The 16,813-nt window shown below is 36.8% G+C and carries 13 protein-coding genes; 10 read left to right on the top strand and 3 right to left on the bottom strand.

The window, feature by feature from the left end:
• Window positions 1–188 precede the first annotated feature (188 nt).
• Complete coding sequence (locus BLW74_RS01905; protein ID WP_089689773.1) at window positions 189–1,022, top strand: glycosyltransferase family 2 protein; 834 nt, start codon at window positions 189–191, stop codon at window positions 1,020–1,022.
• A 450-nt stretch (window positions 1,023–1,472) separates the two neighbouring features.
• Here BLW74_RS01905 and BLW74_RS01900 read toward each other — a convergent pair whose 3' ends face one another.
• Entirely contained in the window at window positions 1,473–1,913 is a 441-nt protein-coding gene (locus BLW74_RS01900; RefSeq protein ID WP_089689772.1) for a hypothetical protein, read from the bottom strand.
• Between the two features lie 244 nt (window positions 1,914–2,157).
• Here BLW74_RS01900 and BLW74_RS01895 point away from each other — a divergent pair, with 244 nt between their 5' ends.
• The 8 genes from BLW74_RS01895 to BLW74_RS01860 all read left to right on the top strand — a co-directional run bounded on the left by BLW74_RS01895 (window position 2,158) and on the right by BLW74_RS01860 (window position 11,459).
• Window positions 2,158–2,712 carry a YMGG-like glycine zipper-containing protein gene (locus tag BLW74_RS01895; RefSeq protein ID WP_089689771.1) on the top strand — a complete coding sequence of 185 codons (555 nt, stop codon included), beginning with the start codon at window positions 2,158–2,160 and terminating at the stop codon, window positions 2,710–2,712.
• 119 nt (window positions 2,713–2,831) lie between these two features.
• On the top strand, window positions 2,832–4,403 hold the full coding sequence (locus BLW74_RS01890) for an LIC_10190 family membrane protein (RefSeq protein WP_228424732.1): 1,572 nt from the start codon (window positions 2,832–2,834) through the stop codon (window positions 4,401–4,403).
• Between the two features lie 50 nt (window positions 4,404–4,453).
• Complete coding sequence (aroC, locus tag BLW74_RS01885; RefSeq protein ID WP_089689769.1) at window positions 4,454–5,524, top strand: chorismate synthase; 1,071 nt, start codon at window positions 4,454–4,456, stop codon at window positions 5,522–5,524.
• Window positions 5,525–5,541: 17 nt separating this feature from the next.
• Window positions 5,542–6,105 (top strand): thioredoxin family protein, encoded by a 564-nt coding sequence (locus BLW74_RS01880; protein WP_089689768.1) that lies wholly within the window; start codon window positions 5,542–5,544, stop codon window positions 6,103–6,105.
• A 9-nt stretch (window positions 6,106–6,114) separates the two neighbouring features.
• Window positions 6,115–6,654: a TlpA family protein disulfide reductase gene (locus BLW74_RS01875; RefSeq protein WP_089689767.1), complete on the top strand. Its 540-nt coding sequence runs from the start codon at window positions 6,115–6,117 to the stop codon at window positions 6,652–6,654.
• Between the two features lie 83 nt (window positions 6,655–6,737).
• Window positions 6,738–7,079: a YkvA family protein gene (locus tag BLW74_RS01870; protein WP_089689766.1), complete on the top strand. Its 342-nt coding sequence runs from the start codon at window positions 6,738–6,740 to the stop codon at window positions 7,077–7,079.
• 121 nt (window positions 7,080–7,200) lie between these two features.
• Entirely contained in the window at window positions 7,201–8,580 is a 1,380-nt protein-coding gene (gene pyrF, locus BLW74_RS01865) for an orotidine-5'-phosphate decarboxylase (RefSeq protein ID WP_089689765.1), read from the top strand.
• 53 nt (window positions 8,581–8,633) lie between these two features.
• Window positions 8,634–11,459 carry a gluzincin family metallopeptidase gene (locus BLW74_RS01860; protein ID WP_228424730.1) on the top strand — a complete coding sequence of 942 codons (2,826 nt, stop codon included), beginning with the start codon at window positions 8,634–8,636 and terminating at the stop codon, window positions 11,457–11,459.
• A gap of 184 nt (window positions 11,460–11,643) precedes the next feature.
• Here the strand turns inward: BLW74_RS01860 and BLW74_RS01855 are convergent, their stop codons facing one another.
• Window positions 11,644–12,456 (bottom strand): lamin tail domain-containing protein, encoded by an 813-nt coding sequence (locus BLW74_RS01855; RefSeq protein ID WP_228424728.1) that lies wholly within the window; start codon window positions 12,454–12,456, stop codon window positions 11,644–11,646.
• Between the two features lie 155 nt (window positions 12,457–12,611).
• Entirely contained in the window at window positions 12,612–13,388 is a 777-nt protein-coding gene (locus BLW74_RS01850) for a T9SS-dependent surface endonuclease, AS87_RS02955 family (RefSeq protein WP_089689762.1), read from the bottom strand.
• 149 nt (window positions 13,389–13,537) lie between these two features.
• Between BLW74_RS01850 and BLW74_RS01845 the strand changes: the two genes are divergently transcribed.
• Window positions 13,538–16,765, top strand: coding sequence for a hypothetical protein (locus BLW74_RS01845; RefSeq protein ID WP_089689761.1), 3,228 nt, complete (start codon window positions 13,538–13,540; stop codon window positions 16,763–16,765).
• The last annotated feature ends 48 nt before the right edge of the window (window positions 16,766–16,813 follow it).

The following is a 16,813-nucleotide window of genomic DNA, read 5'->3' as shown; positions in this document are numbered from 1 at the left end:
TCCAAAATGCTGATTAACCATATCATTATCACTTACAATAAAATATAACTAATAATAAACAATATTTGATACATAGATTACATTCATAATGTTTTTAATATATAAAAAAAATAATAAATACACTATGATCCAGGTTATATTTTCTGGTTTTATTTTTTAATAATTTTATGTAATTAATTCAAAATAAAGTGATAAAATTTTCTATACTTATAGCCAACTATAATAATGGAAAGTATTTTAAAGAATGCTGTCATTCATTAATCAATCAAACCTACAGAAACTGGGAGGCGGTTATTATTGATGATGCTTCTACCGATAATTCAGTAGAGATTATAGAATCTCTGATCAAAAATGATTACCGTTTCAAGCTCTACCAAAATGACACAAATCAAGGATGCGGATTTACAAAAGCAGCGTGCATGCAATATGCTCAGGGAGATTTGTGCGCTTATCTGGACCCTGATGATGCCTTATATCCTGAAGCGCTTGAAAAAACCGCTGAGGAATTTATACATAAAAAAGATCTTGCAGCGGTCTATTCCCAAATGAAGCTTTGTGATGAAAATCTCAATCCGGTAAGTACATATGCCGGCACCAAGCAAATCTATAATAACCGTTATTTTTTCAATTATCCTATTCAGGTTGCCCACTTTTTCGCATTTACAAGGGAAACCTATTTAAGAACCAGAGGAATTAATCCTTATCTGAAAAATGCAGTTGATCAGGATCTGTACCTGAAAATCCTGGAACAGGGAGAGGTAAAACACCTCAAGGAACCTCTATATTTATATAGAATTCACTCCCATGGAATTTCCCAGGACCAGGCAAAACAAAGCGCAAAAGATTCTTTTGCCAGAATAATACATGAGACGATGAAGAGACGGGGACTTAAATCTATCAACAATAAAACCGTTCCTGAAATTTTCACCAGCTCACAGGAAATTTTTGAGCTCCTTACTTATCAGACTAACAGGATGCACCGCATAATCAGCAAAATAAAAGTCACATTAGATAATATATAAGCAAAAGACTTCTCGAAATGAGGAGTCTTTTTGATAGATATGGAATGGAAATGTTTACTCAAATATACGATCTCCTATACAGAGTCAATATGAGCAAACTCATAAATCCGGATAAAAATCTGTCTACAATGAAAAGGCCTCCCTCGGGAGGCCTAAAAAAACACAAATGATGAAAAAAATCTATTTAGAAAAATCCAAACAGAATATTGTAGAGTCATTCTGCACAGTTTATTCACTATATCCTTCTATAGAAAAATAAATCCCTTAGTGGAACTGAAGAATGAGTACTTTACATAAGAGCCAAAATGCATCCTGAAGATTTAATCGTAAATGATTTTAAAATATTTTCATCTCTGCGTAAAACATAGATCCTAGAAAATCATCAGTTTTCACAGATAGAATCTCCTTTCCTCGTTAGGGCATGCAGCTAAATATTTTGCTTCACAGCTTCTACTCCTCCCAGATGATCGGAATGTATACTGTAATATACCCGTCAGAATCTACCAATGCGTCCGAAACTGTAGCAACTACCGTTCCATAACCAACCCAGCCGCCCTGCCCCTGCATGGCAGAAAAGGTATAAGTACCGGCAGGAAGACCATCATAATATTGCGGAACCGACTGAAAGCCGCCACTATAATAAGTATCATATACTTCTCCGGTTGCCATATTCTCCGCAACAAAGCTTCCAACATCATAATTCCCTGAAAGAATTTTTGTTCCGCTTTTTGAAAGAAGTCCGTACCGGATCTTAAAAGTCTGATTTTTAGGGGTGTTATCAGATATTTCTGATCCGTTTTTTTTATGTTCTGCTAATTCCGGTGAGGAAAACGACATGGTAACAGTCAGCAATCCAATTAATGCTGATACTGTAAAAATTGATTTTTTCATATTAAAAAGTAATTTGGTAGTTCAAAAATAATCAACTTATATGAATTCAATAAAAACAGTCAATGAATTTAAATTTACAAAGAGGCCCTGAACCCGCACCAGCAAAATAAAAACTAACTTTTTAAAAAAAATAATTTCTTTTTCTCGAACATTTTTAACACTTATTAACTAAAATTTGGCTTCATAATTGAAAATACAATTAAAATAAAAGTCGTTTTGACTTTATCGTATTAAAATTTGAATTATGAGAAAGATAGTATTAGCAGGTTTTTTATCCGTCTTTTTACTGACGGCCTGCAAGAAAGATGACAGCGTTGCAGAAAAATCACTGGAAGCACAGAAGCTTGAATTTCAGGCCAGACAACTTGAAATAGAAAAACAAAAGCTGGCTATTGAAAAAGAAAAAATGGTCTACGAAGCTCAGAAAAAAGCAGACAGCATATCAGAAAGCAAAAAAGCAAGAATTGCTGCTGAAAATAATTCAAGACCAAGAGTAATCAGAGAAACAAGAACAGTATATAGAGACAGAAGCTCAAACTCTAACTCCGGAGGAAGCAGCAACGGAAGTTATGCGAACAACGGAAGCGGCACCTCTCAGGGAACTACCCAGAAAAAAGGCTGGAGTAAAGCCGCCAAAGGAACCGTTATTGGTACGGTAGGTGGAGCAGCTGCCGGAGCCCTTATCGCTAAGAAAAACAGAGGATTAGGAGCTGTAATCGGTGGTGTTGTAGGAGGAGCTACAGGATATACCATCGGTAGATCACAGGATAGAAAAGACGGAAGAGTACAACCCCGTTAATAAATATTTTTAAGGATAAAATATAAAGATTGCTTACTTTTAAGCAATCTTTTTTTATGATATTGATTCTGTTTTCTTCCATTTTTATCATTCCAGTCCTGGCGGGCTGGGGAAAAATCATGGAAAACATCTGGGGATTTTTATTTCAGGGAATCTCCGGAAAAATAGTATCCGGAATTTTAGGCCTAACCTTGGTATGGACCATTATTTCCTTTTTTACTCCCTTAAATATAAATGTAGAAGCGCCTTGTATCGTATTGGGACTATTTTTTTTCTTTAAAAATAAACTTTACAATGAATTCTATACGTTTTCGAAAAAAGATGGTCTACTGGTAAGTGTATGCCTACTCACCATTCTGTTTGCGGGTTCATTTTATCCTTATATACTGGATCATTTTGGATATTATATCCCTACACTGAAGTGGCTTACAGAATATGGGCTGGTAAAAGGAATTTCAAATGTAGATCTCACACTGGGGCAAATGTCTCTCTGGCATATTTTTCAGGCAGGATTTTCCAATTTTTCCGATCCGTTTCTGAGAATCAACTCCCTGCTTCTTATGATCTACAGCCTCTACAGTGTGGAAAGAAAAAATTGGCTCCATTTATGTTTTTTACCAATATTACTCCTGTTTTCACAATCACCAAGCCCGGACCTTCCTGTTATTATTTTTTCTTTGATCATTTTAAATGAAATGATAGCCGGAAACAGAAATACCGCTCTCCTTTTCGCATTTTCAGTGTTTGTTTTTGCGATAAAACCTACCATGATCTGGCTGCCTTTACTGACGTTCTTAAGTTCTGTATTTGTTTTTAACAATAATTTCAGACCGCTTTTTTCAGGAATCATCATTCTCCTTTTGTTCTTTTTGAAAAACATCTGGGTATTCGGTTTTCCTGTTTTTCCCGTAGCTATAGGGGACTTGGGAGTATCCTGGAAGCCCGATCCGGAAGTATTAAAAATTTCATCACGGTTTGCCCTCATGAAAACTTATGATATGCAGTACACCTACGAGGAAATTCAAAAATTTTCAGCTGCAGATTATATAAAAAACTGGTTTTCTCTGGAAGGCATCAAATCCAAAATCAATATCCTTTTTGTTTTGAGTCTGATAATTTTCTCTGTATTTACATGGATAAAAAAGAAAAAACTCATCACAATCATCTGTATCTCAATCTTGATTAAAAGTATATTAGTGCTGGTATTTTCCGCACAGTACAGATTTTTTACAGATGTTTTTTTCGTCATATTCTTTGTGATGACGCATGAATATTTTGACAGGAATAAATCCGTTATTGTCTTTTATGCGCTTAGTTTATTGGTTATTTCCATATTATCCTTTCCGGAATCACTCCAGAGATACATTCCAAGCTTCAGAGTAGGAAGCTTTATGACAGGCTTTGACAGGAAACAGATTTTTCAGCCTTCCACTTACGAATATCATCATTTTGACACATTTAAGGTCGGGAATTTTGAATTTAATGTTTCCCACCGTTATCCTTACAGTTTTGATACTCCGATCCCTGCGATCAGCCCAAGCTATATTTTTGAGGATATGAAGGCAGGAATTTTCCCGCAGCTTTCAGACAAAAATGACATCAGAAAAGGGTTTATCCCGAGAAAAATGACTCCTGAAGAAAAAAAAGAAGCCCAAAAGGTTATCAATACAATCAAAGACACTGATAAATAGAACAAATCCACAAACTTTATTATCTGAAGAAAAAAAGGTAATTTTGTACTATGTTCAACACATTAGGTAATCTTCTTAGTCTTACAACATTTGGAGAAAGTCACGGAGTGGCTTATGGCGGTATCATCAATAATTTTCCGGCAGGTTTAGCGGTAGATCTCGATAAAGTTCAGTATGAGCTGAACCGAAGAAAACCCGGCCAGTCAGCAATTGTTACACAGAGAAAAGAAAGCGACACGGTAAAGTTTCTTTCCGGAATCTTTGATGGAAAAACAACAGGTACCCCAATTGGCTTTATTATTGAAAACGAAAATCAGAAATCGAAAGATTATGATCATATTGCCGGGGCTTATCGCCCAAGCCATGCAGATTTCACCTATGACCAGAAATTTGGTTTCAGGGATCACCGTGGCGGCGGAAAATCTTCTGCAAGAGAAACAATGAACTGGGTAGTGGCCGGCGCGCTGGCCAAACAGCTTTTACCCAACATTGAAATTAACGCTTACGTTTCTTCCGTAGGTGATATCTTCTGCGAAAAGCCTTATCAGGCTTTAGATTTTTCTCAAACGGAAAGCAATGACGTTCGCTGTCCGGATGCAGAAACGGCAGAAAAGATGATTGCGAGGATCAAAGAGATCAAAAAAGAAGGAAACACCATTGGAGGAACCATCACCTGTGTAATTAAAAATGTTCCTGTAGGAATTGGTGAGCCTATCTTTTCAAAACTTCAGGCTGAGCTGGCAAAAGCCATGCTCAATATTAATGCCTGCAAAGGTTTTGAATATGGAAGCGGTTTCTGTGGAGCTAAAATGACAGGAAAAGAGCATAACGATGCCTTCAATACAGATTTCACCACAAAATCCAATCTTTCAGGCGGAATACAGGGAGGAATTTCTAACGGAATGGATATCTATTTCCGCGTAGCTTTCAAACCTGTAGCAACAATTCTGAGACCTCAGGACAGTATTGACAAAGACGGAAACCCTGTGATTGTAGAAGGAAAAGGACGTCATGATCCGTGCGTTGTTCCAAGAGCAGTTCCTGTAGTGGAAAGCCTTGCTGCATTTGTGCTGGCAGATCTGTTTTTGATCAATAAAACAAGAAACATCAATAATTTTTAACATAAATATTTTTGGTAATGAAAAATTACTGGGATAAAGGAATTTCCTTTGAAGAGTATCTTCAGATTGCAAAAGAAAGATTAGAAAATCCTGCCAGCCAACAGGAAATTGACTATAAACAATATTACGAACTGGGTCTTCAGAGAATGGACCGAACAGTAAAGAAATACGTTCCGGATGAAGATCAGCTGAAAGAGCTTGCCGCCAAAAACTTTGACGGGAAGATTTTAATTATTTCTGAGGCATGGTGCGGAGATGCAAGCGCAACAGTCCCTGCTCTTTTTAGATTTTTTGAAGGACATAATGAAGTACGGGTTTTCCTGAGAGACAGTGATAAAAGTCTGATTAATCAGTTTTTGACCAATGGAACGGAATCTATTCCAAAAGTCATTATCCTGGATAAAGATCTTAATGTAAAAAATTCCTGGGGACCACGTCCGAAATACGGATATGAGCTCCTGATGAAATATAAAGCTGATCCTGAAGCTTATCCAAAAGAAAGCTTCTATAATGATCTGCAGGTATACTATGCTAAAAACAGAGGAAAAGACGCTGTTCAGGAAATTTTGGATCTTCTATAAAAAAGAGATATGAAAAAAGGTATCATTTATATTGTAATTATCGCCATCATTGGTATTGTTGCCTTTGTACCGGGAATAAGAAATTTCCTGAAAGATACATTCTTTCCGGTAGCTACCATTGAAAATGCAGTTCACATCAGTGAAGAGGATTATGATATAGAACTTAAAGGTATTAACGCACCGAGCACCAATCTTAAAAATTTTAAGGACAAAGGCATTTTCCTTAATTTCTGGGGAACATGGTGCCCGCCCTGCAGGAAAGAATGGCCCTCTATACAGAAACTGTATGATACGAGAAAAGATCATGTGGATTTTGTACTGATTGCGATGAATGATAAAGAAGAGGATGTAAGAAAATTTCTGAAAGAAAATAACTATACTGTTCCCGTATATATTGCGCAAAGTCCAATCTCTGAAAAGATTCTTCCAAAGGTATTCCCAACCACTTTCCTTCTGGATAAGCACGGAAGAATCCTCATAAAAGAAGATGCTACAAAAGACTGGAACACAGAGACTGTGCACCAATTTATTGATAATATTATCAAATAATATTTTAACTAAATTTTATAATTTGTTGGTACAGGATTTGCGAATTTTATAACGTTGAAAAGTTTATTAAATCCAAACACAAAATGAAATATTCAAAATTAAGTCTTGCAAAAGAAGCCATCAATCATAAGGGATTTATCAAAAAGATCCCTGATATTTTCAGAATGGTCAAAATGTGGAGAAAAGGAATTTATCCAATGAAATCCATAGACATTATTCTTCCTTTGCTGGGAATTTTATATGTGCTCTCTCCTATTGACCTGCTTCCTGAATTTGTGATACCGGTATTGGGAGTAATGGATGACCTTGCAGTTTTGTCCCTTACCATTCCAAAACTTATCAAAGAGGTAGACAAGTTTTTATTGTGGGAAGCCGAACAAAAATACAGAGGAGCCCAAATTATTGAGGCAGAAATCGTAAAATAACAGTTTATTATATTTTTCACACCATCCTGGTCCATCCGGGATGGTTTTTTATTTACAAATGAACGATAAATTTTTGAGCCTTATTTCAATTCCTTAAATTTGCAACATCTAATAAAAAATAATGGAAAGTAAAAAAGAATTCTTCTTAGAGTGCTACAAGCTAGGCATCATCAAATTCGGAAGGTTTACCCTGAAAAGCGGCATTGAAAGTCCTTTTTATGTAGACCTGAGACCTTTGGCTTCAGATCCTAAAATTTTAAAAAATCTGGCTAATTATTTATTGGAAATGCTTCCGTTAGATAATTTTGATTTAATCTGTGGAGTTCCTTATGCTGCCCTTCCAATGGCGACTGCAATGTCTCTGGAAAGCTATATTCCATTAATTATTAAAAGAAAAGAAGCGAAAAGCTACGGTACAAAAAAACTGATTGAAGGAATTTACCAGAAAGGACAAAACTGCCTTTTGGTAGAAGATGTAATCACTTCAGGAAAATCTTTGCTGGAAACTATTCCTGAGATAGAACAGGAAGATCTTAAAGTATCTGATATTGTTGTGGTATTAGACAGGGAACAGGGAGGAAAACAGCTTCTGGAAAGTAAGGGGTATAGAGTTCATACACTTTTCAACATTTCAGAAGTATGTGTGATCCTTCAGGAAACCGGAGAACTGTCTGATGAAGAGGTAAAAAGAATTCAGGACTTCCTTCAGGGGAATCACATTCAGTTTGAAGAAGAAACAAGATCTTCTTACGAGGAAAAACTTCAAAGCGCACAACATTCCGTTTCAAAAAAATTACTGGAGGCAGCTTTAGCAAAGAAATCCAACCTTATTGCTTCTGCAGATGTTACAACCACTCAGGAATTATTAGAGCTTGCCGAAAAAGTAGGTCCGCATATTATTGCTTTAAAAACGCATATTGATATTATTTCTGATTTTGAATACGAAAAAACAATTACGCCATTAAAAGCGATTGCTGCAAAACATCAGTTCTTACTGATGGAAGACAGAAAATTTGCCGATATCGGAAATACACAGGAACTTCAGTTCACAAGCGGAGTTTTCAAAATTACAGACTGGGCAGATTTTGTAACTTCTCAGGTAATAGGAGGTTTTGAATCCTTAGACTGTTTTAAAAATGTGGGAGTAGTTGCTATTGTCGGGATGTCTTCCAAAGGAGCACTTACCACAGCAAGCTATCGTGAAGAAGCTTTAAAGGTCGCTTTATCTCACCCTAATGTAATTGGTGGTGTATCTCAGAATAAAATTCCTGAAGATCTTTTACTCTTCACTCCAGGGGTAAATCTTGCTGATTCCGGAGACGGAAAAGGACAGCAGTATAATACACCGGAGCATGTTTTCAGAACGCTGCACACAGATTTTATTATTGTAGGAAGAGGAATCTATCAATCCAATGATCCTGAAGCCTCTGCAATCACCTATAAGACTGAAGGATGGAATGCATATATTAATTCTTTAGATAAAAAAGCAATTCAAGGGTAAAATCCTACTCAAGTATCTACAAAATAAGTTATATTTGAGCTTTATCACGAATATTGAAAAAGTTCAGCATTTGCCTTATTTTGTTCTGGGGAGCCGCACAGGTCTCTGCACAGAAAGACAGTATCTATATTGAAGCTAAACTGTCTCCTGACAAGAAGAACCTTGAGATCAATCAGGAAATTGTTTATTACAATCATTCTGAAAAAGATCTGCAGACCGTTAAGCTCCTGAATTGGGTTTCCGCATACAACAGACGCGGAACCTCTCTGGTCTACCGGAAACTGGAAGACCGGAATACGGATTTACACTTTGCAAAAAGCGATCAGTTGGGAAAGCTTCTTGAACTGAATATAAAAAATTCGGAAAATGAAGCTGTCCCGGTTACCGCACTTTCAGAGGAGAATCTTTTTATTCCTCTGAAAAATGCACTGAAACCTGGCGAAAGCGTCACCTTACAGCTGCAATACAGGATGCAGCTTCCTGATAAAAAATTTACAGGATACGGAACATCCGCGCAGAATAATACTGTATTAAAATATTTCTTTATTGTTCCGGATCATTTTGATCCGGACAATATTTCAAAAAGGAATTACCATGACATTGAAGAGCAGGTAAGTTTCAATACTTTCTGGACAATTAATTTTGATATTCCTGTCAATACTTTTGTTGAAGGGAATCTTCCGCAGATCCAGATGAATTCTTTTAAAGGATCACTGGATTCAGATCCTGAATTCCTGATCTCTCCTATTGGTTACCCTTCTATAAAAACGAATATTGAAGGAGAAGACACCGAAATAAAGTTTGGTTATAACCTGACCCCCGAGGAAAAGCAAAACCTGGAATTTTATCTTCCGTTACAATTAAAATTTCTGAGAGAAAGACTCGGTTTTCTTCCCAAAAGTCTTTTTATTTCAGATAAGTTCAGAGCTAAAGAAGACTTTTTCGGGAATAATGATATTACTTTCTGGAAATTCAGATTTCAACTCTTTAACAATGCAGAAAAGACAGATCTGGATTATTTCGGAATCATCACCAAAAAGATTCTGGATGAGACAGTCATTGCTGATAAGGAAAAAGATCATTGGTTTAAAAATGGTTTAAAATCTTACCTGGAAATTCAATATCTTAAAAAATTCTATGCTGACACGAAACTTTTAGGAACCCTTCCGGAGACTAAAATCTTCGGAGTGAAACCTTTAAAATTATTCCATGCCTCCAAAGTAAAACTTCTGGACCGCTACGGACTTTCCTACCAGTATATCATGCTTCAAAACCTGGATCAGAAAATTACTGAGCATTTCCCGGTTTTAAGTAACTTCAATGATATGGCTGTAAGCAGCTTCGAAACAGGAAGTCTTTTTAACTATTCAGCAGATAAAATGGGATATGATCACTTCAACGATATTGTGCGAAATTATATTTCTCAGAATTCCGGAAAGCAGATCAACCCTAACGAGTTTCTGGCTACCCTTGCTGAAAAGGATACATCAACAGCTTATCTTTCGAATTTTCTAAAGCAGAAAAACAGAGTTGATTTTAAATTAAAAAACATCAGGAAAGAAAACGATTCCCTCAAAATAAACATTGTAAAAAATACAGACATTTCAATTCCTGTAAAATTAGAAACGGAAACCAGAGAAGGACAAAAGAAAGCATACTGGATCGATACAGAAGAAAACGAGCATGCAGCGAGCCTGACCCTTCCGGCATCGGATAATATTTATAAGATTACCCTAAACAGCGGCTATATTTTCCCGGAATCTAATTACAGAGATAACTTTCTGTATGCGAAAGGATTATTTTCCAATGCAAAAAAAATCAAGCTTAAACTGATAAAAGACATTCCGAATCCGGAGTACAATGAAATTTATATCAGCCCAAGAGTACGTTTTAACAATACATATGATAAATTTCTATTGGGAGTCAATTTAAAAAACCAATCTTTCTTTGATCAGAAATTCCTGTACTCAGTTACCCCCACTTACAGTACCGGAACAGGAAAATTAACGGGTTCCGGAGCAGTCTCCTACTCTATTCTGCCTGCGGAAAGCATCATTCGAAGCTTAACCTTCGGATTGTCGGGTTCGTACTTTCACTATGATTATGATCTGGCCTACAGAAAGACTTCCATATCTTCTTCCATTAATTTCAGAAAGAATCCGAGAAGTACGGTAAGCAGAGGCATCGGGATTTCTTATAATTATTTTGAAAGGGATCTCAGCCCTAAAATGATCGCCAATAACGACTACAGCAAGTATAATCTATGGAGCATCGGCTATGGCTATAGCGACAGCCAGATGATCCACGAAAAAAGCTTCAGCCTGAGTACCCAGGGAATGGAAGATTTTAATAAAATAACAGCTGAAGGCTTCTACAGATGGGAATTTGCACCTAAACAAAAGCTCAGCTTACGTTTATTTGCCGGATATTTCTTAAGAAACAATACCAGAAATAATCTTTTTGACTACGGTATTTCAAGGGTTTCCAATTATTCCTTCTCTTATACTCTTTTGGGAGAGAGTGCCAGCAGCGGCCTTCTTGCGCAACAGTTTATTTTAGCTGACGGCGGTTTTAAGTCATTCCTGCCGGGAACTGTAAACCAATGGATTACTTCTGCAAACGTAGATTCAAGCATTTGGAAAATATTCCATGTGTATGCGGATGCAGGGGTGTATAAAAACAAAGACCTTCCTGCCAAATTCATATGGGATACCGGAGTTAAAGTAAGAATCATTCCTGATTTTCTGGAAGTTTATTTCCCGATACAGTCTTCTTTAGGATTTGAGCCTTCATTTAAAGATTACGGAAAACGTATCAGATATACATTGATTCTTAATCTCGGCTCCATTATTAATGCAGCGAGAAGAGGCTGGTATTAAAAATCGTGATAAAAAGATAGTCACAAAGGTTAACAGGTTACCTTCTTCCCACTGACTACGTATAATCTCCGATTTCTGATGAAGGAAGAACTTTATTGTTCACTCCCATTTAAGAGCTATATCCGCAGACTTATGGCCTATGATCAGAATAATAGGTATCAAAGAAGCTTTTTTTTGTTAAAAATTAATCTTTTATAATTTTTTGAGAAATCGGAATATTATTAATTGTTCCTGTTACAATATAAGTGCCTTTGGGAAGCTCTGCAATATCAAGACTCGAAGCCAGTTTTGTGGGAGATTTTTTAACAACCTGCCTGAAAGTATCATACACCTTTACGTCTTTTACTTCAGTCCCGAAGACAATTTTGCTGTCCTTAATAAAAGGATTCTGGACAAAACCTGACTTTACACTTCCTTCAAGTGAAAAATCTGCCATATTATCATTATTGCTTACTAATGTTCTTTTAATAGCTGTGGTGGTGGTAGGGGAAGGAGCCGGCCCGTCACCCTTAAACTGGTCCGCATTAGATCCATAGCCTACAAAGTCAAGGACATTAGAGGCAGATGGACCCGTAACCTGTACAATATTTCCGGCTAATGCTATTTTCCCTGATACACTGGAAATCTTCAAACCGGAAGATTTGTTGGGTGTTCCGTCAAAATTATTGATTGTAGTAGCAATAAAATCGGGAGCAGGCAGATCTTCAGTACCATTTTCAATAGCAGACTCCTGGATCAGATAAGTTTCATCAGGACCCAATGTGATATCCGGCAATGTATGATACTCCGTAAAAGCGCCTATTGCCGGAGCATATTGTATGCTGGCTCCCGTCAATGAAACAAGATTGGTTCCTATATTTTTGAGAACAATATAATTATTTTTCAATACAGCTCCGGAGTTGGCATTACCGCCATAAATCTCATTGATTACAATCTGAGCATTCGAAAAAGCCGTTATTAATAAAAGACCTGCAAGAGTAAAGATTTTTTTCATCATGACAATTTTTAGCAATGGATTTGAAATGAAAATATCAAAAACAATACCACCAAATTAAGAAATTAATAGGATAAAGAATCTAAAATTCATCAAATAATCACATAAAAAAACAGCCTCTCCAATGAAGAGGCTGTTTGTATTTTTATGATAAGAGATTAGTCTTTAAGAACTTTTTGGGAAACAGGCTGGTTATTCACTGTACCTGTCACGATATAATTTCCTTTTGCCAGTTCTGCAACGTTTACTGTACCGTTTTCTTTTACAGAAGCTTCTTTTACAATCTGCCCGAACATATTGAAAACTTTCACATCTTTCACATCAGCCCCGAAAACAATTTCGTTGTTTTTAACGAACGAGTTCTTTATGAAACTTCCTGCTTTTTTGCTTTTAGCATCAGTAACAGCTAGGGTTCCTGAAGTACTTACAACAATGTCATCAATAAAAAATCTGCTGTTAGCAGCTGTAGACCCTTCAAATGTAAGAGTTACAGGTCCCGTAGCTCCAGTAATATTTACTGTGTAATTAGAAAAAGCTCCTTTTACAATAGTTACGTTTGCTTGGCCTAAAGTTGCACCACTTGCAGAAATATTTAAAGTGGTTTTTTCACTGCTTCCATCCCATGCACCAGCTCTGAATGTCAAGGTAGCCGATCCTGTTAAGTTAAAAGTTGGAGTTGTAACAGTTCCTTTTAAAGTACTGGTACCTGCTTTAAGACATCCATTTCCTTTGTACACTTTAGCAAAAGTCCAGTTTCCACCAGTTGTATAAGAGGTTGAACCATCTGTGAATCCACTTCCTGCAGCACTCCCACTCCAAGCTCCATCATTTCCTCCTGTTCCTGTTACGTCATCAAACGTTGCGCTAAATACTGTTTGAGCAAAAATTCCACTTGCCAACATTACTGTAGCAAAAAACGAATAAAGTTTTTTCATGATTTAATTTTTTTGTTAATAATTTCTTACGTCACAAAACTACATTTATTTTTTTAGCTGGTACAATAAACAGGTTAAGTTTTTGTTAATTATAGTTAAGCCCTTAATGTTAACATTTTTTAATTATTTTTACGAATTATTTTTAAAAGTTGCGGAATTTTACTCTTCTATTCATTTTTTTATTCTTAGGCATATTTTCAGGAAATGCTCAGGTATTTTCATGGAAAAATCCCAACATTCCGGAAGACAGCGTAAAAAAGGACAGTATTCTTGCGGCCAGGCTTGAACAGGATATTTTCGCAAAAGATACACTTGACTTTATCAGAACACACAATAAAATTGTTATTGATGAAGCTGTACTCGCAAAAAATGATAAAAAAAGATTCTTGGGAGAGCTCAATTCGAAAGGTTCTATCATCAGAGGGATTACTTTTGGAAATAACCAGGGACAGTCTGTACAAAGTTCTATGGATCTCCAAATCTCGGGTAGATTATCGAAAGATGTTACAATTTTAGCAAGTATTTCAGACCACAACCTTCCTATTCAGGCTGATGGTTATACACAGACGCTGGAGGAGTTTGACAAAATATATATGCAGCTTAACATCAAGGAAAAGTCTATCCTAAGAGCAGGGCACCTTGATCTTGTAGAAGCAAAAAATTATTTTGCCAAATACCAGCGCAGGAGTATGGGCCTTCAGTTTCAGACAGAATTCGGAAAGGAAAACAAAACATTTGTAGATATTTCTGCGGGGGTAGCACGAAGTGAATTCCACAGAATCCGCTTTCAGGGGGTTGAAGGAAACCAGGGGCCTTACCGTCTTACGGGTAAAAATGGTGAGCAGTTTATCACCCTTATCTCCGGTTCTGAGCAGGTTTTTATTGACGGTATCTTAATGAAACGCGGAGAAAATCAGGATTACATTATCAATTACAATACCGGGGAGGTTACTTTTACCAGTTTCCGTCCTATTTTCCAGCAGAATTTTATTACGATCTCCTATAACTACGCTAACAGAAATTATTCAAGATATTTATTTACCGGAAAAGTTGAGCACCAGAGAGAAAAATTTAAAGTGGGGCTAAACTGGTTTATGGAGAATGACAATAAAAACGCACCTTTATCTTTAAGTCTTTCCAAAGAAGACGAAAAAATTCTTGCAGAAGCCGGTAACAACCCTGATTTAATGTATGCCCCATCAGGAGTAGTTACGGAATATGACGTGAATAAAATTCTATATAAACTAAACACTGCCGGGAACTTTTATGAATTTTCTACAGATTCCAGTCTGACGCTTTATCAGGTTTCTTTTACGTATTTTGGCACTAACCTGGGAGATTACAAAATCGCTCAGACTACCAACAACGGACGTGTTTTCGAATATGTAGGACCCAATGCAGGAGATTACAGAGCAGTAAGAAAACTTCCTTCACCACAAAAATCTCAGGTGTTTTCTCTCAACACTGAATATTTATTACAGGAAGGAAAAATAGGTGCAGATATTTCCCTGAGTAATTATGATGTCAATTTATTTTCTTCCAAAGATTCTGACCAGAATATGGGATATGCCTGGCGTATTTTCGGAAATAAAAGCTTTACAAAAAATACATGGAAAGGAACACCTAGTTTCGAATATCAATATATAGACAGACAGTTTCATATCCTGGACCGTATTAATGATGTGGAATTCTCCAGAGACTTCAACCTTGCACAGGAATTTAATAAAAAGACACAAAACAGATTTATTTTCAGCTTCCTGAATAAATGGAACAATAAATCTACTTTGAACTACCGCGTCAATTACCTGAACGAGCAGGAGTCTTACAAGGGGCTCAAAAACGATCTTGATTTCAGCTGGATCACAGGAAAATTCTTTACCAAAGGAAATTTATCCTTGCTGAATACCAACGCTACACTTCAGGACACTAAATTTATCCGAGGAGGCGTTTCAACGGAATTCACCGGTAAAAAAGGAAGCTGGGCAATTGGTGGAAGCATGGAGCACAATGAGAAAAAATACAATGATACCCAGCTTATGGATGTTACCAGTTTCAGCTGGAAAGAAATCTTTTTACAAAAGAAAATTGGCGACAGCACCAGAACAAAATTACTGGCAAAAGTATACATGAGGGATAATGACTCTGTGCGTGATAACCGACTTCAGAATATGAATAATATCTTAGGATTCATGGCAGAAAGTCAGATCATCAAAACGGAAAGGACTACTTTAAATGCATTAATCCACTATAGAAAATTTTTCTACTCTGGAGCGGAAGGTGAAGTAAGCCGAAATAATGACTTCGTGGTTGGAAACATTTTATATAACCAGCAGCTTTTCAGAAACGGAATGCGCCTTCAGGCTTTTTATGAGCTTGGAAACGGACAGGAAGCACAGCGGGAATTCCAGTACATCAAAGTTACAGACGGCCAGGGGGTTTACAAATGGACAGATTATAACGGTGACGGCGTTCAGCAGCTGGACGAATTTGAAATTGCCGAATATTCGGATCTTGCACAATATATCCGCGTTTACACGAATTCGGTAAGGTATATTCCTTCCAATAAAAATAAATTACAGCTCGCTTTATTTGTCAATCCGGCCATCGTTTTCAATTCCGAGAACGGATTTTTAAAGCGCTGGAATTTCAATATTTCATTAAATTCACAAAACTCTTTCTATAAAAAGGATAAAGTTCTCGTTCTGAATCCTTTTGAAAAGAACAGTGATCAGATTCTCAAAAATCAGAATATCCTTGCTTCCGTACAGTTTAATCCTACGGACAAATCGGGCTGGAACGGAAACTACAGATTCATCACCAATGATAATCTCATCAATGCCAATTTCAGTAACGAAGAACGTGAGCAGACTTCTCATTTCGTAAATATCGGATATTGGTTTAATAAAGAATTCAGGGTAGACTGGGAAAACTCTGTTCATGATATTAAAAACTCTTCACAACTGTTTGCAACAAGGGATTACCGCCTTAATAATTTTGAAACGAAGCCTAAAGCAACTTATAAATTCACTGATGCTATTCAGGCTGAGTTATCTTCAGCTTTCCGCCAGAAACAGAGACTGGACGGTGAAGAGCTTCTGAAAGCGTTTGATGTTACAGGAACCATTCAGTGGGAACGCAGAAAAACATCTATCCGCGGAAATTTCTCATTCATCAGTAACAATTTTACCGGAAACAATTTCAGCATTGTAGGAAACCAGATGCTGGACGGTCTGAAGCCTGGGAAAAACCAGGTATGGAGTGTATTTATCCAGCAGGCAATTAACTCATTTATCCAGCTGAACCTTAATTACGAGGGAAGAAACTCCGGTGACCGAACCATTCATATCGGAAGCATGCAGGTGAAAGCCAGTTTCTAAGATCAACGGTTATTATTTACAAAAAAATCCCTTAAATAAATCTGTACA

The organism is Chryseobacterium culicis (genome assembly GCF_900108365.1).
GTDB lineage: Bacteria > Bacteroidota > Bacteroidia > Flavobacteriales > Weeksellaceae > Chryseobacterium > Chryseobacterium culicis.
This window is presented reverse-complemented; position numbering and strand designations above follow the sequence as displayed.